This window comes from Aquabacterium humicola, from assembly GCF_030167915.1.
Classification (GTDB): domain Bacteria; phylum Pseudomonadota; class Gammaproteobacteria; order Burkholderiales; family Burkholderiaceae_C; genus Pseudaquabacterium; species Pseudaquabacterium humicola.
Map to the genome: position 1 here is coordinate 594,150 of NZ_JARGNB010000002.1, position 18,545 is coordinate 612,694.

Consider the following 18,545-nt stretch of genomic DNA (forward strand, 5'->3'; position numbering starts at 1 on the left):
ATGAGCTTGATGGCCGCGTTGGCGATCGTCGGCGCGCTGGTGCTCGCGGCGGTGATCGCGCATGGCGCGTGGAGCGCGCGCAAGGCGAGCCCGCGGCGGCCGGACGTGCAGGTCGACGCGCCGCGCGTGGAGCCCGTGCTGCACCACCATCCCGCGGCGGCCGACGAGCCGGTCATCACGCTCGACGGCACGGCCGGGCTGGCCGAGCTGAAGCCGGTGCCGCGCCGCAGCAGCGCGCGGCTCGATCCGCTGATCGATGCCATCGCGCCGATCACGCTGGAGGCGCCGGTCAGCGGCGAACTCGCGCTGACGCACCTGCCGCCGTCGCGGCGCGCCGGCACCAAGCCTTTTCTGATCGAAGGCCTCAACGCCGAGACCGGCGAATGGGAACTGCCGGCCTCGGGCCAGCGCTACGGCGAGTTCCAGGCCGGTGTGCAGATGGCCAACCGCAGCGGCGCGCTGAACCAGATCGAGTTCAGCGAGTTCGTGCAGAAGCTGCAGGGTTTCGCCGATGGCGTCGGCGGCATGGTCGAGGTGCCGGACATGTTCGATGTCGTCGGCCGCGCGCGCGAGCTCGACGGCTTCGCCAGCGAGCACGACGCGCAGCTGGCCGTCACGCTGCGCGCCAACGGCGCCGCGTGGTCGGTGGGTTACGTGCAGCAGTGCGCCGGCCGCCGCGGCTTCGTGCCCGGGGTGCTGCCGGGGCGCCTCGTGCTGCCGTCGGCCGAGGAGGGCGCGCCGCCGCTGCTGGTGCTGGGCTTCGACGCGCAGGCCGCGCTGGCCGAGGACCCGAACATCGCCGCGGTGCGCCAGGTCACGCTGTCGCTGGACGTGCTGCAGACGCCGGAAGCCGCCGAGCCTTTCCCGGCCTGGCACGAAGCCGCGCGCAACCTCGCGGCCGACATGGACGCGGCGATGGTCGACGACCAGGGCCGGCCGATCACGCTGCACGCCTTCGCCGCGATCGGCGAGGACCTGAAGGCGCTGTACCGCAAGCTCGAGGAGCGCGACCTCGCGGCCGGCTCCACCGCCGCGCGCCGCCTGTTCAGCTGAAGAGCTCGACGCTGGTCGCGTAACCCGCGCCGTCGTATCCGCCGAAGATCAGCACCGAACCGTCGGGCAGGCGCTCGGCGCTGTGGGCCCAGCGGGCGCTGGCCATCGTCGGGCCGGCCGCCGAGCGGCCGGTCGTGGGGTCGAACAGCTCGGTGCTCGCGCTGCCCTGGGTGCCCATGTCCACCATGCCGCCGGTGATCAGCACGCGGCCGTCGACCAGCGCCGCCGCGGCCAGCCGTGCGCGCGGCTGGCGCAGCGCGAAGGCCTCGCTGCGCAGCGGCGTGGTCGCGGGCTGCACGCTGACGAGGCCGGGCAGCGGCGCGTCGTCGCCGCCGACGCCGCCGATCAGCAGCGCGTGACCACCGGCGCTGCGCAGCGCCACCATGCCGCTGCGCGGCGCCGGCTCGATCCACGACAGCGGCGCGGCGTCGAAGCGCATCGTCGCCAGGTCCAGCACCTCCGGCAGCGCCGGCGCACCGCCGCTCGTGCGGCCGCCGAAGACCAGCAGCCGCTGCGCGTCGAGCGCGACCACGCCGTGACCGTGGCGGCCCTGCAGCAGGCGGCCCGGCAGCGGCGTGAAGCGGCCGGTGGCCAGGTCGAACAGCTCGGCATCGTCGCGCGGCGGCGTGCCGAACGAGCGGCGGCCGCCGATCAGCAGCACGCGGCCATCGCCCAGCGCGGTGGCGCTGTGGTCGTGGCGCGGACCGTCGGGAGCCTGCGGCGTCGGCGCGGAGCGGCCGCTGCGCAGGTCGAACAGCTCCGCCAGCGGGGTGTTGCTGACGCTGCGCTGGCCGCCGGCGACCAGCACCTGGTGCGCCGACACCGCGGTCGCGGTGTGCAGGAAGCGGCCGGTCAGCAGCTCGCCGCGCTCGACGAAGCGTTCGGATGCGCGCCGGAAGCCGATCACCTGCTGCGACGGGCTCGACTCGCCGGCAGCGCTGCCGCCGATGGCCAGCACCTCGCCGTCGGGCATCACGACGCTCGCGTGTTCGGCGCGCGCGGCGCTGGTGTCCAGCCGGCGCAGGCTGCCGTTCGGTGGCGGCAGCGGCGCCGGGGCGGGCGAGGGTGCGGAGGCGTCGCCGCCGCCACCACCACAAGCGGTGAGGGCGGCGAGGGCGGCCAGTGGAAACAGCGGGAGCAGGGTGCGGCGTTGCATCGGTCGGGCATCGAAGGGTCGTGACCGCGGCACTCTAGGAAGGCGGCGGCGCTTGCGGAAGTTCGAATTCGGCAATACCTTTTGGGCATGAATCCATCGATCAGCCTGCGCCAGATGCGCTGCTTCGTCGCGGTGGCCGAGGAACTGAGCTTCCGTCGCGCCGCGGAGCGGCTGCACATCACGCAGCCGCCCCTGTCGCGTTCTGTCGCCGAGCTCGAAGCCGCACTCGGACTGCCGCTTCTTTTGCGTGATACGCGCAGCGTGCGGCTGACGCCCGCCGGCACGCTGGCGCTGCAGGAGTTCCGCACGCTGCTGGCCGACTGCGAAGCGGCGGTCGGGCGCCTGGTGGCGCAGGCCGGCGCGGCGCCGGCGCTGCGCCTGGGCGTGCCGGGCTGGGTCGACCTGGAGGCCTTGAGCGAGCTCGAGCGCGCGCTCGCGCGACAGGGCCATGCGTCGGCGCTGGAGACCAGCGCGCTGGCCGGGCACGAGGCGGTGGCGGCAGTGCGCGCCGGCCGGCTCGACGCCGCGATCGCCGCCGCGCCGATCGAGCCCACCGGCCTCGTCGCCACCACCGTCGCGACGCTGCCGATGGCCGCTTATGTGCCGGCCGCATCGGCGCTGGCGCGGCGGCGCCGCCTGTCTCTGGCCGAGTTGAACGACGTGCCGCCCTTCTACCGCTTCCGGCGCTCGGTGAACCCGGCGCTCTACGACCACTTCGCGCGCCAGTACCGCGCCCACGGCTTCGCGCCGCGCGAGGAAGCGCCGGCGCCGGAGGTGATGGGCGTGCTGGCGAAGATCGGCGCCGGCCGCGGCTGCACCTGCATGCCGGTGCCGATGGCGGTGCACCGCTATGCCGGCGTCGTGCGGCGGCCGCTGCGCGAACGCATCACGCTGGACATCGCGCTGGTGCATGCACCGGCGCTGGCGGCGCCGCTGCAGGCGCTGCTGCTGAAGTCGGCGCGGCGGCTGTTCGCGGCCACGCCGGGCGCCGAACCCGTCTGACCTGTTTCGGGTGTTGCCAGCCGGCGCGCGGCGGTCTCCAATCGTGCGATGGCGCGTTTTGTTGTCCGCCTCCTGCGCAGGGCCGTGGCCGGCCTGCTGCTGTCGACCGCTGGGTTGGCCGGCGCGCAGACCCTGCTGCTGACCACCGAGGAATCGCCGCCCTACAACCTGCGCGACGGCGCCGAGGTCGGCGGCAGCAGCACCGACAAGCTGCGCGAGGTGATGAAGCGCGCGCGCCAGGCCTACCGCATCGAGCTGATGCCGTGGAAGCGGGCCTACGAGCTGGCGCTGGAGCAGCCGCACACCTGCGTCTACTCGACCACGCGGACCAGCGAGCGCGAGGGCCTGTTCAAGTGGATCGGGCCGATCGCCTTCAACGAGTGGGTGCTGTTCGGCCGCAGCGACGGCGCGATCCGCCTGGGCACGCTGGAGGATGCGCGGCCCTACCTGATCGGGGCCTACATCGGCGATGCGCGCGAGGACTACCTGAAGAGCCGCGGCTTCCGCGTCGAGGCAGTGCCCAGCGATGCGCAGAATCCGCGCAAGCTGGCGATGGGCCGCATCGACCTGTGGGTCTCGGGGCGCTACGACGGTCCGGTGCTGATCGCCGAGGCCGGCCTCACCGGCAGCGTGAAGGCGCTGCTGTCCTTCCAGCGCACCGAGCTCTACCTGGCCTGCAACCGCGCCCTGCCGGATGCGCTGGTGGCCGAGCTCGGCCGGCATGTCGCCGCGCTGTGGCGCGAGGGGTTGGCGGCGGCGATCGATGCCCGCTACGAGCGGGCGGCGATGCCGCGCTGACGCCGCGCTGCGGCGTCAGGCCGCCCGGTCGAGCGGCCGTCAGGCCGGCCCGCCGGCCTGGTGCGCGCGCCACGCGACGCACTGCCGCACCGCTTCCAGCGTCTGCGCCAGCGTGTGCGTTCCGCCGGCATACCGCGGCGCGTGCCGCGCGAAGACACGTTCGATGCGTTCGGCATCGCCGCTGCTGCACGCGCGGTCCAGGTAGGTCGGCAGCCAGCCCGGATCGTCGCGGCCCATGCGGCGCGCCAGCTGCTCGTGGCGCTGGCTCAGGAAGGGCAGCAGGCCGTCGCGCAGCACCGGCGTCTCGTTGTGGGCGGCCAGCACGGCGGGGCCGACCTCCTGGAAGTCGATCGTCGGGTCGAGCAGCAGCTCGCGCGCGCGCTGCGCCAGCGCCGGTGCGCGGAAGCGGCCGAGCGCCGAGAAGAGCTCGGCGCGCTCCTGGGCATCGCGGGTGCGCCGCGCTTCGGCGAGCAGCGCGTCGAACAGCGCGGCATCGCCATCGATGGCGGCGGTCGCCAGCAGCGCCGCGCCGGGCCGTTCGCCCGGGGGCCGCTCGCCGCGCAGCCAGGCCTGCACCGGGACGGCCGCGGCGGCCCGCAGCGCGCCGTCGGCGCCGAGGTTCGCCACCAGCGGCACCAGCAGCGGGCGCAGCAGGCGCTGGTCTTCGCTGTCGGTGGGGGACTCCAGCCAGCCGAGCGCACGTGCGCGTTCGCCGAACGCGCGCTGCCAGCGCGCCGCGGTGGCCGATGCGTCGAGCGCCGCCGCCACCGGCTGCGCGCGCAGCAGCACCTGCGCGGCCTGCTCGACCACCAGGCGTTCCGGATGACGCGCAAAGGACTCGGCCATGGCCAGCAGGTCGGCCAGCGGCAGCTCGCCGGCTTGACTGAGCGCGGCGGCATCGTCGAGGCCGGCCAGCACCTCGGCCGCCGGCAACTGCGGCAGCGCGAGCAGCCGGCGCAGCGGCTCGGGCGCCAGCGCGACCCGGTAGTAGCCGGTGCCGCCCGCATTGGCCTGCACCCAGTCCGGGCAGCCGGCATCGGGCAGCGCGACCGTCTCCGCGCCTTCGCGCAGCAGATGACGCGTCAAGCCGCCCGGCGTGCGGATCGTCATCGGCACCTGCCAGCGTGCGGCGGCCGCCGCACCGGCACCCAGCGACGTCCAGCGCGACTGGCGCAGCAGCAGGCGCGGCCGCTCGCCGCCGTCGCACTGCAGCTGCACGGCGATGCGCGGGATGCCGGGCTGGCCGACGAAGCTGCGCAGCGCGGCGGGCAGCGCGGCATCCAGGCGGCCGAGCGCGGCGAAGAAGTCGTCGCCGCTGGCGCTGCCCCAGGCGTGGCGATCGATGTAGCGACGCACGCCGTCGCGGAAGCGCTCGGGCCCCAGCCACTGCTCGAACATCGCCAGCACGACCTGGCCCTTCTCGTAGGTGATCGCGTCCCACAGGTGCGCGAAGTGCTCGTCGCTGGTCACCGGTTGCTGCACCTGCCGCGCCGATGCCAGCCGGTCGCTGCGCATGGCGCGCGAACGGGCCGCCTGCAGCTGCAGCGGCCAGCGCCACGCCGGCATCAGCTCGGCGGTGATGCGGTCGCCCAGCCACGACGCGAAGGATTCGTTGAGCCAGAGGTCGTCCCACCAGCGCATCGTCACCAGGTTGCCGAACCACTGGTGCGCGAGCTCGTGGGCCGACAGCGGCACGTGGTCGCGCTGGAAGGCCGCGTCGTCCGCGTGGCCCAGCAGCACCGGCGCGGCGTAGGTGATCAGGCCCGGATGCTCCATCGCGCCGAAGCCCGCCGGCACCGGCAGGGCCAGCAGGTCGAGCTTGGTGAACGGGTAGGGCTGGCCGAAGTAGGCCTCCAGCCGCTCGACGATGCGCGCGGTGATGCCGGCGGCGAAGGCCCCTTCGGCGGCACGGCCGCGCGGTGCGATCACCCGCACCGGCACGCGGCCGGCAGGGGGCGCGTCGAGCACGTCGAACGGCCCGACGGCGAACGCCAGCAGGTAGCTCGGCAGCGGCGGCGTGGGCTCGAAGACCACCCGCTTGAAGCCGGGCTGCGCGGCCTCTTCGCGCTGCACCGGCATGTTCGAGACGGCCTGCAGCGCCTGCGGCACGGTCAGCGTCAGGGTCCACGGCAGCTTCCAGCCGGGCTCGTCGAAGAGCGGAAACGCGAGCCGCGCGCCGGTCGGCTGGAACTGCGTGAAGGCGGTCCAGTCGCCGTTGTCGAGGCGGCGGAACAGGCCCATGAACTCCTTGTCCTGCAGCCGGCCGGTGAACTGCAGGCCCAGGCGCGAGCGGCCGGCCGGCACCGCCATCGGGAAACGCAGCTCGATGCGGTCGCCCGGCAGCACCTGCACGCGCGCCGCATGGCGGCGCGCACCGAGCTCCACCCAGGCCTGCTTCAGCTGCAGCTCGCGCGCATGCAGCACGATGTGGCGTTGCGGCTGCTGCAGCGCGACTTCGATCTCGATCTCGCCGCTGTGCGTGGGCCTGGCCGGGTCGAGCGTCAGCGACAGCTGCACGGCCAGCGGCCGTACCGCGTCGGACAATCGGATCGGGTTGGACGTCGCAGCCTGCGCGGCGTATGCGCACAGCAGCAGGCAGGCGGCGGCGAAGGTTCGGAACAGGTCGGCCATCGTCGGCGCAGGGGGGAACGGCTCAGGGCCACTCTACACTGTTGAAATGGACAGCCCCCAGCTCACTCCGTTCGCGGCCCCCGAGGGGCGCTCAGTGCCCTTCGGGCGGCCGGGCGGGCACTGATGCCCACCAAGGACCCCGCCGCCCGCGCCGCCGAGCTGCGTGCGCTGATCGACTACCACGCCCAGCGCTACTACGTGCACGACGAGCCGGAGATTCCGGACGCCGAGTACGACAAGCTGTTCCAGGAACTGCAGGCGATCGAAGCCGCGCACCCCGAGCTGGCGACGCCGGACTCGCCGACGCAGCGCATCATCGGCGCGGTGCTCGAGGGCCTGCAGCCGGTGCGCCATGCGGTGCCGATGCTGTCGATCGAGACCGAGCGCGACACCACCGAAGCCGCCGCGCACCGCTTCGACGCGCGAGTGCGCCGCGGGCTCGAACTGCCCGACGATGCACCGCCGGTGGCCTACTCGGCGGAGCTGAAATTCGACGGCCTGGCGATCAACCTGCGCTACGAGGCCGGCGTGCTGGTGCAGGCCGCGACCCGCGGCGACGGCGAGACCGGCGAGGACGTCACGCACACCATCCACACCATCCGCGAGATCCCCAAACGGCTGAAGGGCGCGGCCAGCACCGGGGTGATCGAGGTGCGTGGCGAGGTCTACATGCGGCGCGACGGCTTCGAGAAGCTCAACGAAGCGCAGCGCGCGAAAGGCGAGAAGACCTTCGTGAATCCGCGCAATGCCGCCGCCGGCGTCGTGCGCCAGCTCGATGCGCGCATCGCGGCGACGCGGCCGCTGTCGTTCTTCGCCTATGGCCTCGGTGAGGTGAAGGGCTGGGCGCTGCCGCCGACGCACAGCGCGACGCTGGCGGCGCTGGCCGCCTTCGGCGTGCCGGTCAATGCCGAGCGCGACGTCGTGCACGGCGCCGACGGGCTGGTGGCCTTTCACGCGCGCATCGGTGCGAAGCGCGATGCGCTGCCTTTCGACATCGACGGCGTCGTCTACAAGGTCGACGATCGGGCGCTGCAGGAACGGCTGGGCTTCAAGACGCGCGAGCCGCGCTGGGCGCTGGCCCACAAGTACCCGGCGCAGGAGCAGGTGACCTTGCTGCGCGGCATCGAGGTGCAGGTCGGCCGCACCGGCAAGCTGACGCCGGTGGCCAAGCTGGAGCCGGTGTTCGTCGGCGGCACGACGGTCAGCAACGCGACCTTGCACAACGTCTTCGAGCTGCGCCGCAAGGGCGTGCGCATCGGCGACACGGTGATCGTGCGGCGCGCGGGCGACGTGATTCCGGAGGTCGTCGGCCGGGTGCCGGGCGAGCGCGCGGGCTACGTGCCGAACTTCCGCATGCCCAGGGCCTGCCCGGTCTGCGGCTCGGAAGTGACGCGCGAGAAGGGCGGCATCGACCACCGCTGCTCCGGGGGCCTGTTCTGCGCCGCGCAGCGCAAGCAGGCGCTGCTGCACTTCGCCGGCCGGCGCGCGATGGACATCGAGGGCCTGGGCGACAAGCTGGTCGACCAGCTCGTCGACGGCGGGCTGATCCGCACGCTGCCGGAGCTGTACAAGCTGGGCGTCGCCAAGCTCACCGCGCTGGAACGCATGGGCGAGAAGAGCGCGCTTAACCTCGTCGCCAACCTCGAGCGCAGCAAGAAGACCACGCTGCAGCGCTTCCTCTACGCGCTGGGCATCCGCCAGGTCGGCGAATCCACCGCGCGCGACCTCGCGCGCCACTTCGGCGGCATCGACCGGCTGATGGACGCCAGCGTCGAGCAACTGCTCGAGGTGCCCGATGTCGGACCGATCGTCGCCGAGAGCATCCACACCTTCTTCGCGCAGCCGCACAACCGCGAGGTGGTCGAGCAACTGCGCGCCGCCGGCATCACCTGGGACGAACACGACGGCGCCGCCGCCGAGACCGGCCCGAAGCCGCTGGCCGGCAAGACGCTGGTGCTGACCGGCACGCTGCCCTCCTTGAGCCGCGACGAGGCCAAGGCGCTGATCGAGGCGGCGGGCGGCAAGGTGTCGGGTTCGGTGTCGAAGAAGACGCACTGGGTGGTCGCCGGCGAGGAAGCCGGCAGCAAGCTCGACAAGGCGCGCGAGCTCGGCATCGAGGTGCTCGACGAGGCGGGCCTCAAGGCCTTGCTGGCGACGTGAGCGTCCGGCCCTGGGGGTCCGGACCCGGGGGGCCGGGTGCGATGGTTGCCGGCTCCATGAATCCAACCACAGAGGTGATGCCGCGATGGCTGTGCGTGAAATCCTGAAGATGGGCGACGAGCGCCTGCTGCGCATCGCGCAGCCGGTGCGTGAGTTCGGCACGCGCGAGCTCGACGAGCTGGTCGCCGACATGTTCGACACGATGGCCGCCGCCAACGGCGCCGGCCTTGCCGCGCCGCAGATCGGCGTCGACCTGCAGCTGGTGATCTTCGGTTTCGAGCGCAACCAGCGTTATCCGGACGCGCCGCCGGTGCCGCAGACGGTGCTGATCAACCCGGTGATCACGCCGCTGTCCGAGGCGATGGAAGAAGGCTGGGAAGGCTGCCTGTCGGTGCCCGGGCTGCGCGGCGTGGTGCCGCGTTTCGCGCGCATCCGCTACGAGGGGCTGGACGCGCAGGGTCGGCGCATCGAGCGCGAGGCCGAGGGCTTCCATGCCCGCGTGGTGCAACACGAGTGCGATCACCTGATCGGCCGCCTTTACCCGACGCGCATGACCGACCTGCGCAAGCTCGGCTTCACCAGCGTGCTGTTCCCCGAGCTCGATCCCCAGGCCGGCGACGACTGATGCACACGGCCGTCGCCGTGTAAAGAAGTGCGAGCCGCGCATCGTGGCGTCAGCGGCCATCGCGGCCGGGACGTTTTCAGAACATGAGACTGGGAGTCCCACGATGAACGCTGCCTGGTTCCGCCGCCTCGGCACGGTCCTGTTCACGACGCTGCTCGGCCTGGCGTCCTGGTGCGTTGCCGCACAGCCGGCCAGCGAAGAGCCGGATTGGCCCGGCCGCGTCGGCCGGCTGGTCGAGATCCAGGGCACCGCGCACCTGCTCGACCGCAACGACCGCCAGTGGATCGCCGCCACGCCGAACTACCCGCTGACCAGCGGCGACCACCTCGTCACCGACCGCGGCAGCCGGCTCGAGCTGAGCATCGGCTCGACGCAGGTCCGCCTCGACGGTGGCACCGAGCTGAAGCTGGTGCGCATCGACGACCAGGCGGTGGTGCTGCAGCTCGACCAGGGCAGCGTGGCGCTGCGCGTGTCGTCGCCCGAATGGGCCTCGCAGATCGAGGTGCTGACGCCCGAAGGCCGCTTCCGCCCGCGCGAGCCCGGCCACTACCGCATCGACCGGCTCAACGAGGCCAGCCACGCCACCGCCTGGCGCGGCACGCTGCGTTTCGAGGGGGTCGAGGTCGCCGGCGGGCCCGAGCACACGATCGTCGTCGGCCGCGGCCAGCATGCCGAGCTGTGGCTGCAGGGCCCCGCGCAGCGCTTGAACCAGCGCTGGCTGGAGAGCGAGCGCGATGCCTTCTCCGACTGGGTGGCGCAGGACGAACGCGCCTACGAGCGCAGCGAGACCGCGCGCTACGTGTCGCCGGAAATGACCGGCTGGGAAGACCTCGACCGCCATGGTCGCTGGCAGACCCATCTCGAATACGGCGGCGTCTGGATTCCGACGGCCGTGCCGGTCGGCTGGGCGCCGTACCGCAGCGGCCAGTGGGTCTGGGTGTCGCCCTGGGGCTGGACCTGGGTCGACTCGATGCGCTGGGGCTTCGCGCCTTTCCACTACGGCCGCTGGGTGCACTGGGGCCGCAGCTGGTGCTGGGTGCCGGGGCACCGGGTCGCGCGGCCGGTCTTCGCGCCGGCGCTGGTGGCCTGGGTCGGCGGCTCGCACGTGTCGGTCGGCGTCAACATCGGCTGGATTCCGCTGGGGCCGCGCGATGTCTACTACCGCTGGGACCACCGGGGCTGGCGCGACGGGCGTCGCGACGACCGCCGCGATGATCGCCGCGACCGCGGCCAGGAGCGCCAGCCGACCGGGCCGATCCTCTACGCGAACCAGGCCGTGCCGGGCGCGGTGACGACGGTCGGCGCCGATGCGTTCACGCAGCGCCGGCGCATCGTGCCGGTGACGCCGCCGAATGACGTGGGCCGGCCGCTGCCGACGCGCAGCCCGACCGGGCCGATCCTGGCGGTGGCGCCGCCGGCCGCGCCGGTGCGGGGGGGCGAGACCGCGCCCGCGGCACCGCCGCCGACCCGCGCGCCGACCGCGCCGGTGCGCCCGGCGATGGCGCCGATCGCGCCGGTGGTGCCGGATGGCGCGGCCGCGCCGCAGCCGCGATCACCGGCGATGCCGGTGCCGGGACAGCGCGACGAGGCCCGAGATGGGCGCGATGCCCGCGCGCGTGGCGACGGCGAGCCGGCGCCCGGCCGGTCGCCCTTCACGCGCCGCGACGGTCCGCCGCCGCAGCCGTCGCCCGGCCACCGCGCGGTCGCGCCGACGCAGCCGGTGCCGCAGGCCGTGCCGCAGCCGCAGCCGATGAGTGCGCCGCGGCCGGTGCCCCAGGCGGCGCAACCCGCTGCGCCGGCGCCGGCCGTGCAGCCGCCGCCTGCGGCCGCGGTGCCGACGCCGGCGCCGCAGCGCGCGGCACCGCCGTCGCCGGTGCGCGAAGCGCCGCGCGGCGAGCCGTCGCGCGACGACGATCGCCGTCAGCGGGCGCCCGAACAGCGCGGCAACAACCGCGAGCGCACGCAGCAGACGCAGTGACGAGGCCGGCCGCCCGCGGGCGGCGGCCTCAGCGCAGCCAGGGCTTCATCACCGGCCACACGTTGGCCAGCATGCGCGGATGCGCCTCGGCGGTCGGGTGGATGCGGTCGGGCTGGAACAGGCGCTCTGCCTGCGGCCCGTCGGCGATGCCGGCCAGCAGGAAGGGCACCAGCGCGGCGCCTTCGTCCTTCGCGACCGACTCGAACAGCGCCGCGAAGTCCTGCGTGTAGCGCGCGCCGTAGTTCGGCGGCACCTGCATGCCGACCAGCATCACCTTCGCGCCGGCGGCCTTGGCCGAGCGCGCCATCGCCTGCAGGTTGTCGCGCGTCATCGCCAGCGGCAGGCCGCGCAGCGCATCGTTGCCGCCGAGCTCGATCACCACGTGGCTGGGCTGATGCGCCTTCAGCAGCGCGGGCAACCGGGAGCGGCCGCCGGAGGTGGTGTCGCCGCTGATGCTGGCATTGATCACGGCGGCGCCGAGCTTCTCGTCGGCCAGCTTGCGCTCGAGCAGCGCGACCCAGCCGCTGCCGCGCGCCAGGCCGTATTCGGCCGACAGGCTGTCGCCGAGCACGACGATCCGGCGCGCCGGCGCGGCGGCCCGCACCCCGGCCGCAGCAGGCGCCAGCGCGAGCACGCTACAGTGCCGCAAAAATCCGCGCCGCGAGTCGCCTCGCGCGAAACCGTCCTTCATGAGCGATCCCATCATCGCCGTCGATCACGTCACCCGCCAGGTGACCGATTCCACCGGCACGCTGACGATTCTCCACGACATCGATTTCACCTTGCGGCCGCGGGAGTCGACGGCCATCGTCGGCGCCTCGGGCTCGGGCAAGAGCACGCTGCTGGCGATCATCGCCGGACTGGACCTGCCGACGAGCGGCACGGTGCGCCTGGCCGGCAACGACCTCTTCTCGCTCGACGAGGACGCCCGCGCCGCACTGCGCGCCCGCGAGCTGGGCTTCGTCTTCCAGAGCTTCCAGCTGCTGGGTCACCTGACCGCGCTGGAGAACGTGATGCTGCCGCTCGAACTGCTCGGCCGCAACGACGCGCGGGCGAAGGCCTCCGAGATGCTCAAGCGTGTCGGCCTCGGCGAGCGGCTGTCGCACTACCCGCGCACGCTGTCCGGCGGCGAGCAGCAGCGCGTCGCGCTGGCGCGCGCCTTCGTCGTCGAGCCCAAGGTGCTGCTGGCCGATGAGCCGACCGGCAGCCTCGACTTCGCGACCGGCGAGCGGGTGATGGAACTGATGTTCGAGATGAACCGCGAATCGGGCACGACGCTGGTACTGGTCACGCACGACCGCGGCATCGCCACGCGCTGCGACCGCCAGCTGCACATCGAGGCCGGGCGGCTGGTGGCCTGAGCGGCTGGCGCCGCCCCAGGAAAAGGAAAAGGGGCGCCGCGGCGCCCCTTGTTTCATCCCCGGTCGCGCGACCGAGGCCGGCTTACTGCGCCGTGAACTTGTAGTCCGTCTTCGCGGCCTTGCGCAGGTCGTCCTGGTACTTCTGCAGCTTGACCTGGGCGATGCGCTGCTGGATCTGCGGCTTGACCTGCTCGAAGTCCGGGAACTGGGCTTCGCGCGTGTCCTCGAGGCGGATGATGTGGAAGCCGAACTGGCTCTTCACCGGCGTCTCGGTCATCTCGCCCTTCTTCAGCGAGGTCATCGCCTTGCTGAACTCGGGCACGTAGTTGTCGGGCTTCGCGAAGTCCAGGTCGCCGCCGTTCTGGCCGGAGCCCGGGTCCTTGGACTTCTCCTTCGCCAGGTCCTCGAACTTGGCGCCGCCCTTGATCTTGGCGATCAGGTCCTTCGCCTCGTCTTCCTTCTCGACGAGGATGTGGCGGGCGCGGTACTCGGTGCCGCTGGCCTGGGCCTTGAACTTGTCGTACTCGGCCTTGGCTTCCTGGTCGCTGACGGGGTTCTTCTTCTTGAAGTCCTCGAACAGCTCGCGAATCATGATGCTCTGGCGGGCCAGCTCCATCTGCGCCTTGTAGTCGGCGTTCGCGGGGATGCCCTTGCGCTCGGCTTCCTGCGCGAAGATCTCGCGCAGCACGACCTGGTCCTTGGCCTGCGCCTGCAGTTCCGGCGTCACCTGCTGGCCGGCGCGCTGCGCCTGCTGCACCAGCATGTCCAGCCGCGCCTTGGGCACGGTCTTGCCGTTGACGACGGCGATGTTCTGGGCCTGGGCGGCCAGCGGCAGCAGCAGGGCGGCGGCAGCGGCAGCGAGCACTGCGCGCACGGCAAAAGGCTTGCGAATCATGGCGTGGATGTCTTTCGGGGGTTTGCTGCAGCAACGCAAAGCGGCTGCGCTCGGAGGACTTCTCGGATCAAGAGGAAGCGTGAAGCGAGGGGGCGGGGAGGCTGCTCAGGCTTCTTCCGGCGAGCGTGCCTCGATGGCCAGCGCGTGGATGCCCTGGGGGATCACCCGGCGCAGGGCATCATACACGAGGCGATGTCGGGCAATCCGGCTCAGCCCGGCCATGCGCTCGCTGACGATGATCACCCGCAGGTGCGACCCCTCGCGGGCGCCGGCATGCCCGGCATGCAGGTGGCTGTCGTCGATCACTTCGAGGCTCAGCAGCGGCGCCAGCGCCTCGCGCAGCACGCGGTCGACCTCGGCGGCGGTGACGTGCGGCTTCATCACGACCCTTCGGGGCTCTTCGCGGCCGCACCTTCCGGCGCGGCGGGCTCGTCCTCGATGTACTTCGCGAGGTAGAAGCCCTGCGCCAGCGTGAAGGCCAGCATCAGGCCGATGCCGCCGAAGAGCTTGAAGTTGACCCACGCGTCGCGGCTGAAGCTGTAGGCCACCCACAGGTTCAGCAGGCCCATCAGGCCGAAGAACGCGATCCAGGCGAAGTTCAGCCGCCGCCAGACGCCGTCGGGCAGCTTGATCTGCTCGCCCAGCATCAGGCGCAGCAGGTTGCGGCCGAACACCGCCTGGCTGATCCAGAACGACAGGCCCATCGCCCAGTACAGGCCGCTCGGCTTCCACTTGATGAAGGTGTCGTTGTGGAACCAGATCGTCAGGCCCCCCAGCACCACGACCAGCGCCAGGCTGACCCACAGCATGAAGTCGACCTTGCGCCCGCGCAGCTTCAGCCAGGCCACCTGGCCGAGCGTCGCGACGATGACGACGACGGTGGCCAGCATCACCGGCGCTTCTTCGGTGCCGACCCTGCCGCCGGCGACCAGGAAGCCCAGGTGCTGAGTGGCGAAGGCCGCCGCGGCATCGGGATACGCGCCCGCCAGCTTGTACGCCGCGAAGAACAGGAGGATGGGAAGGAAGTCGAACAGCAGCTTCATGCGGGGCGCAGTGTAGGCGGCAGGCGCGCCGGGGTCGGCCGGGCGCCGGAATCAGCCCTCGGCAGGCTTGGGCTCCGGAACAAAATCGATCGCCGCCGAGTTGATGCAGTAACGCTCGCCGCTCGGCTCCGGGCCGTCGTCGAAGACATGGCCCAGGTGGGTGCCGCACTTGGCGCAGCGCACCTCGATGCGCGTCATGCCGTGGCTCTGGTCGATCACCCGCTCGATGCGGCCGGGCTCGATCTCCTTCCACCAGCTCGGCCACCCGCAGCCGGCGTCGAACTTGTGCTCGCTCTCGAACAGCACCTGTCCGCAGCCGATGCAGCGGTAGGCGCCGTTCTCCCAGTGGTCCCAGTACCGGCCGGTGAAGGCCCGCTCGGTGGCCGCGTGGCGGGCGACCTGGTACTGCATCGGGTCGAGCTGTGCGCGCCATTCGTCGTCGGACTTGCGCACCGGGTAGCGCGGGTCGTCGTGGTCGTGCACGGGTTCGGAACGGTTCAAGAACTTCATGGCGGGCGATTGCTCCAGGGGGCTCCAGCGATGGGCCGGCGTGGCCGGCGGGCCGTGCATCCGGCGCGGCCCGGCGGTTCGTCGCGCGACCGGCGTCGGACCTTTCAGCAAACGGCGTTCCTTCGAGCCAGTGTAGGCACAACCCGATTGTCGTTCGCATGACAAGGGGACAGCATCGCCCGTGACAGCATCCGGCCCGCGCCGGATGGCGTATTCCTGACGACCACGGAGACCACGACCATGTCAGCCTTGATGGGCCAGATGATGCAGATGCCGCTGTTGATCTCGTCGCTCGTGCGGCACGCGGCGCGCCATGCCGGCGACACGACTATCGTGTCCAAGCGCGTCGAGGGCGACATCCACCGCACGAGCTGGGCCGAGGTGGAATTGCGCTCGCGCAAGCTCGCGCAGGCGCTGGCGCGGCTGGGCCTGCGGGCCGGCGACCGCGCCGCCACCCTGGCCTGGAACGGCTACCGGCACCTGGAGATCTACTACGGCACCTCTGGCTCCCAGCTGGTGTGCCACACCATCAACCCGCGCCTGTTCCCCGAGCAGATCGCCTGGATCGCCAACGACGCGGCCGACGCGGCGCTGTTCTTCGAGCTGAACTTCCTGCCGCTGATCGAGAAGCTCGCCGCGCAGATGCCGACGGTGAAGCACTTCGTGCTGATGACCGATCGCGCGCACATGCCGGCGCAGAGCGCGATCCCGAACCTGCTGTGCTACGAGGAGCTGGTCGAGGCCGAGGACGGCGCCTACAGCTGGCCGAGCTTCGACGAAAACACCGCGTCGAGCATCTGCTACACCTCGGGCACCACGGGCAACCCGAAGGGCGCCGTCTACAGCCACCGTTCCAGCGTGCTGCATGCCTACGCCGCCGCGCTGCCCGACGCGATGGACTGCTCCAGCGCCGACGTCGTGCTGCCGGTGGTGCCGATGTTCCACGTCAATGCCTGGGGCCTGCCGTATGCCTGCGCGCTGGTGGGCTGCAAGCTGGTGATGCCCGGCCCGCACCTGGACGGCAAGTCGCTCTACGAGCTCTTCGAGGAGGAGAAGGTGACCTTCTCCGCCGGCGTGCCGACGGTGTGGCTGGGCCTCTTGACCTATGTGAAGTCGAACAACCTGAGGTTCTCGACCTTCAAGCGCACGGTGATCGGCGGCTCGGCCTGCCCGCCGGCGATGATGAAGACGCTGCAGGACGACTTCGGCGTCGAGGTGATCCATGCCTGGGGCATGACCGAGCTGTCGCCGCTGGGCACGCTGTCGAAGCTGAAGTCCAAGCATGCGACGCTGCCGCGCGAGCAGCAGCAGAAGCTGCTTGAGAAGCAGGGTCGCGCGATCTGCGGCATCGACATGGCGATCGTCGACGACGACGGCCATGCGCTGCCGTGGGACGGCGCGGCCTCGGGCAACCTCGTCGTGCGCGGGCCCTGGGTGATCTCGAGCTACTACGGCCAGGCCGGGCAGTCGCCGCTGATCACGGTCGACGGCGAGGCCGGCTGGTTCCCGACCGGCGACGTCGCGACCATCGACGCCGACGGCTTCATGCAGATCACCGACCGCTCGAAGGACGTGATCAAGTCCGGCGGCGAATGGATCAGCTCGATCGAGCTGGAGAACATCGCGATGGCCCACCCCGCGCTGCACGAGGCCGCGGTGATCGCCGCGAAGCATCCGAAGTGGGACGAGCGTCCGCTGCTGGTGGTGGTGAAGAAGCCCGGTGCCGAGGTCACGCGCGACGAGCTGCTGCAGTTCTACGAGGGCCGCATCGCGAAGTGGCAGATCCCGGACGACGTCGCCTTCGTGCCGGAGCTGCCGCACACGGCCACCGGCAAGATCCAGAAGCTCAAGCTGCGCGAGCAGTTCAAGGACCACCGCCTGCCGGCGGCCTGACACCCGCGTGACGGCGGGAGGGCCGCCCTGGCGACATCGGGGACCACAGCAGGGATGACAGCAGGGATGACAGCAGGGACATAAGGGCTGTCTCTGCCGCGACACCCCTGCGTGGGGTAGTCCCTGAAGCGCGAGCCGGGCCCCTTCCGGTACCGTCTTGCGCTGGTTGCGGTGCATCAAATTTCGGAGACGAACATGCGGATTTCGAAGGGTTTCTCGAGTGTCGCGATGGCTGCGGTGCTGGCGTTGGGCGCAGCGGCGGCTCACGCGCAAAAGGGTGAGACGGTCAAGGTCGGCTGGGTCGATCCGCTGTCCGGCCTGATGGCGCCGGTCGGCCAGAACCAGATCAAGAGCTTCCAGTTCGTCGCCGAGCACTTCAGCAAGAGCAACCCGGCGGGCGTGAAGTTCGAGATGGTGCCCATCGACAACAAGCTCAGCCCGCAGGAAAGCATCAACGCCGTCAAGTCGCTGATCGACCAGGGCGTGCGCTACATCGTGCAGGGCAACGGCTCCGGCGCGGCGCTGGCGATCATGGATGCGGTGCAGAAGCACAACGAGCGCAACCCGGGCAAGGAAGTCGTCTACCTGAACTACGCGGCGGTCGATCCCGACCTGACGAACAGCAAGTGCAGCTACTGGCACTTCCGCCTCGACGCGGACACGTCGATGAAGATGGAGGCGCTGACCACCTGGGTGAAGGACCAGGCGGACATCAAGAACGTCTACCTGATCAACCAGAACTACGCGCACGGCCACCAGGTGTCGCGCTATGCGAAGGAAATCCTCGCGCGCAAGCGGCCCGACATCAAGATCGTCGGCGACGACCTGCACCCGCTGGCGCAGGTGCGCGACTTCGCGCCGTACATCGCGAAGATCAAGGCCGCCGGTGCCGACACCATCCTGACCGGCAACTGGGGCTCGGACCTGACGCTGCTGATCAAGGCGGCCAACGATGCCGGCCTCAACGTCAAGTTCCTGACCTACTACGCCGGCGTCACCGGCACGCCCACGGCGCTAGGGCCCGCCGCGGCCGGCCGCGTCTATGTCGTCGCCTATGCGCACTCGAACATGCCGGGCGAAGTCGGCAAGCTCGGCGACGCCTTCAAGGCCAAGTTCAACGACGACTACTACACGATGGCCACCTACAACGCCTTCGCGTTGCTGTCGAGCGCGATGGCGCAGGCCAAGACCACCGATCCGGCCAAGGTCGCCGCAGCGATGGAAGGCATCAAGTTCAAGGGCTTCAACGGCGACGTCGAGATGCGCAAGACCGACCACCAGCTGCAGCAGGCGCTGTTCGTCACCGTGTGGAAGAAGGCCGATGCGAAGGCGCCGTACAGCGTCGAGAACACCGGCTACAACTTTCAGCCGGTCAAGGCGTACGAGGCCTATGTCGCCAGCACGCCGACGTCGTGCCAGATGAAGCGGCCCTGATCGGCC

16 protein-coding genes are annotated in these 18,545 nt (G+C 71.5%); 9 read left to right on the forward strand and 7 right to left on the reverse strand.

The window, feature by feature from the left end:
* Nucleotides 1-1,053: a cell division protein FtsZ gene (locus P1K89_RS12985; RefSeq protein WP_284616875.1), complete on the forward strand. Its 1,053-nt coding sequence runs from the start codon at nt 1-3 to the stop codon at nt 1,051-1,053.
* On the opposite strand, the gene P1K89_RS12990 is transcribed toward P1K89_RS12985, so the two are convergent.
* Complete coding sequence (locus tag P1K89_RS12990) at nt 1,046-2,209, reverse strand: Kelch repeat-containing protein (RefSeq protein ID WP_284616876.1); 1,164 nt, start codon at nt 2,207-2,209, stop codon at nt 1,046-1,048. The two genes, P1K89_RS12985 and P1K89_RS12990, sit on opposite strands and share 8 nt — an antisense overlap.
* Nucleotides 2,210-2,296: 87 nt before the next feature.
* Here P1K89_RS12990 and P1K89_RS12995 point away from each other — a divergent pair, with 87 nt between their 5' ends.
* Both P1K89_RS12995 and P1K89_RS13000 read left to right on the forward strand, forming a co-directional pair.
* The gene (locus P1K89_RS12995; protein WP_284616877.1) at nt 2,297-3,211 is read left to right on the forward strand and encodes a LysR family transcriptional regulator; all 915 of its coding nucleotides are present in this window, start codon (nt 2,297-2,299) and stop codon (nt 3,209-3,211) included.
* An 84-nt stretch (nt 3,212-3,295) separates the two neighbouring features.
* A complete protein-coding gene (locus P1K89_RS13000; protein ID WP_284616878.1) occupies nt 3,296-4,009 on the forward strand; it encodes a substrate-binding periplasmic protein in 714 nt (237 codons plus the stop codon).
* A 39-nt stretch (nt 4,010-4,048) separates the two neighbouring features.
* On the opposite strand, the gene P1K89_RS13005 is transcribed toward P1K89_RS13000, so the two are convergent.
* Nucleotides 4,049-6,640, reverse strand: a complete 2,592-nt coding sequence (locus P1K89_RS13005) for a M1 family metallopeptidase (protein ID WP_284616879.1) — start codon at nt 6,638-6,640, stop codon at nt 4,049-4,051.
* A gap of 123 nt (nt 6,641-6,763) precedes the next feature.
* Here P1K89_RS13005 and ligA point away from each other — a divergent pair, with 123 nt between their 5' ends.
* The 3 genes from ligA (at nt 6,764) to P1K89_RS13020 (ending at nt 11,403) form a co-directional block, all read left to right on the forward strand.
* The gene (ligA, locus tag P1K89_RS13010) at nt 6,764-8,800 is read left to right on the forward strand and encodes an NAD-dependent DNA ligase LigA (RefSeq protein WP_284616880.1); all 2,037 of its coding nucleotides are present in this window, start codon (nt 6,764-6,766) and stop codon (nt 8,798-8,800) included.
* An 85-nt stretch (nt 8,801-8,885) separates the two neighbouring features.
* Nucleotides 8,886-9,425 carry a peptide deformylase gene (gene def / locus P1K89_RS13015; RefSeq protein WP_284616881.1) on the forward strand — a complete coding sequence of 180 codons (540 nt, stop codon included), beginning with the start codon at nt 8,886-8,888 and terminating at the stop codon, nt 9,423-9,425.
* A gap of 103 nt (nt 9,426-9,528) precedes the next feature.
* Nucleotides 9,529-11,403 (forward strand): DUF6600 domain-containing protein, encoded by a 1,875-nt coding sequence (locus P1K89_RS13020; RefSeq protein ID WP_284616882.1) that lies wholly within the window; start codon nt 9,529-9,531, stop codon nt 11,401-11,403.
* Nucleotides 11,404-11,431: 28 nt separating this feature from the next.
* On the opposite strand, the gene P1K89_RS13025 is transcribed toward P1K89_RS13020, so the two are convergent.
* On the reverse strand, nt 11,432-12,094 hold the full coding sequence (locus tag P1K89_RS13025) for an arylesterase (RefSeq protein ID WP_284616883.1): 663 nt from the start codon (nt 12,092-12,094) through the stop codon (nt 11,432-11,434).
* Here P1K89_RS13025 and P1K89_RS13030 point away from each other — a divergent pair.
* Nucleotides 12,093-12,764 carry an ABC transporter ATP-binding protein gene (locus P1K89_RS13030; RefSeq protein WP_284616884.1) on the forward strand — a complete coding sequence of 224 codons (672 nt, stop codon included), beginning with the start codon at nt 12,093-12,095 and terminating at the stop codon, nt 12,762-12,764. The genes P1K89_RS13025 and P1K89_RS13030 overlap by 2 nt on opposite strands.
* A gap of 82 nt (nt 12,765-12,846) precedes the next feature.
* Here P1K89_RS13030 and P1K89_RS13035 read toward each other — a convergent pair whose 3' ends face one another.
* From P1K89_RS13035 to msrB, 4 genes are all read right to left on the reverse strand, one after another.
* Nucleotides 12,847-13,659 carry a peptidylprolyl isomerase gene (locus P1K89_RS13035; protein ID WP_284616885.1) on the reverse strand — a complete coding sequence of 271 codons (813 nt, stop codon included), beginning with the start codon at nt 13,657-13,659 and terminating at the stop codon, nt 12,847-12,849.
* Nucleotides 13,660-13,764: 105 nt separating this feature from the next.
* Nucleotides 13,765-14,040 (reverse strand): BolA family protein, encoded by a 276-nt coding sequence (locus tag P1K89_RS13040; protein ID WP_284616886.1) that lies wholly within the window; start codon nt 14,038-14,040, stop codon nt 13,765-13,767.
* Entirely contained in the window at nt 14,040-14,702 is a 663-nt protein-coding gene (locus P1K89_RS13045; RefSeq protein WP_284616887.1) for a septation protein A, read from the reverse strand. The genes P1K89_RS13040 and P1K89_RS13045 overlap by 1 nt, the downstream gene beginning before the upstream one ends.
* 51 nt (nt 14,703-14,753) lie before the next feature.
* On the reverse strand, nt 14,754-15,212 hold the full coding sequence (gene msrB / locus P1K89_RS13050; RefSeq protein WP_284616888.1) for a peptide-methionine (R)-S-oxide reductase MsrB: 459 nt from the start codon (nt 15,210-15,212) through the stop codon (nt 14,754-14,756).
* A gap of 240 nt (nt 15,213-15,452) precedes the next feature.
* Between msrB and P1K89_RS13055 the strand changes: the two genes are divergently transcribed.
* Together P1K89_RS13055 and P1K89_RS13060 are read left to right on the forward strand one after the other, a co-directional pair.
* On the forward strand, nt 15,453-17,105 hold the full coding sequence (locus tag P1K89_RS13055) for a 3-(methylthio)propionyl-CoA ligase (RefSeq protein WP_284616889.1): 1,653 nt from the start codon (nt 15,453-15,455) through the stop codon (nt 17,103-17,105).
* Nucleotides 17,106-17,333: 228 nt separating this feature from the next.
* Nucleotides 17,334-18,539 (forward strand): branched-chain amino acid ABC transporter substrate-binding protein, encoded by a 1,206-nt coding sequence (locus P1K89_RS13060; RefSeq protein ID WP_439897991.1) that lies wholly within the window; start codon nt 17,334-17,336, stop codon nt 18,537-18,539.
* The last annotated feature ends 6 nt before the right edge of the window (nt 18,540-18,545 follow it).

What these genes read in the sequence shown, in the direction of transcription:
- ligA (WP_284616880.1), top strand. Translation starts at nt 6,764, where the DNA reads ATGCCCACCAAGGACCCCGCCGCCCGCGCCGCCGAGCTGCGTGCGCTG.
- P1K89_RS13040 (WP_284616886.1), bottom strand. Translation starts at nt 14,040, where the DNA reads ATGAAGCCGCACGTCACCGCCGCCGAGGTCGACCGCGTGCTGCGCGAG.
- P1K89_RS12995 (WP_284616877.1), top strand. Translation starts at nt 2,297, where the DNA reads ATGAATCCATCGATCAGCCTGCGCCAGATGCGCTGCTTCGTCGCGGTG.
- P1K89_RS13060 (WP_439897991.1), top strand. Translation starts at nt 17,334, where the DNA reads ATGGCTGCGGTGCTGGCGTTGGGCGCAGCGGCGGCTCACGCGCAAAAG.
- P1K89_RS13020 (WP_284616882.1), top strand. Translation starts at nt 9,529, where the DNA reads ATGAACGCTGCCTGGTTCCGCCGCCTCGGCACGGTCCTGTTCACGACG.
- P1K89_RS12985 (WP_284616875.1), top strand. Translation starts at nt 1, where the DNA reads ATGAGCTTGATGGCCGCGTTGGCGATCGTCGGCGCGCTGGTGCTCGCG.
- P1K89_RS13025 (WP_284616883.1), bottom strand. Translation starts at nt 12,094, where the DNA reads ATGAAGGACGGTTTCGCGCGAGGCGACTCGCGGCGCGGATTTTTGCGG.
- msrB (WP_284616888.1), bottom strand. Translation starts at nt 15,212, where the DNA reads ATGAAGTTCTTGAACCGTTCCGAACCCGTGCACGACCACGACGACCCG.
- P1K89_RS13045 (WP_284616887.1), bottom strand. Translation starts at nt 14,702, where the DNA reads ATGAAGCTGCTGTTCGACTTCCTTCCCATCCTCCTGTTCTTCGCGGCG.
- P1K89_RS13005 (WP_284616879.1), bottom strand. Translation starts at nt 6,640, where the DNA reads ATGGCCGACCTGTTCCGAACCTTCGCCGCCGCCTGCCTGCTGCTGTGC.
- P1K89_RS13035 (WP_284616885.1), bottom strand. Translation starts at nt 13,659, where the DNA reads ATGATTCGCAAGCCTTTTGCCGTGCGCGCAGTGCTCGCTGCCGCTGCC.
- P1K89_RS13030 (WP_284616884.1), top strand. Translation starts at nt 12,093, where the DNA reads ATGAGCGATCCCATCATCGCCGTCGATCACGTCACCCGCCAGGTGACC.
- P1K89_RS13055 (WP_284616889.1), top strand. Translation starts at nt 15,453, where the DNA reads ATGTCAGCCTTGATGGGCCAGATGATGCAGATGCCGCTGTTGATCTCG.
- P1K89_RS12990 (WP_284616876.1), bottom strand. Translation starts at nt 2,209, where the DNA reads ATGCAACGCCGCACCCTGCTCCCGCTGTTTCCACTGGCCGCCCTCGCC.
- def (WP_284616881.1), top strand. Translation starts at nt 8,886, where the DNA reads ATGGCTGTGCGTGAAATCCTGAAGATGGGCGACGAGCGCCTGCTGCGC.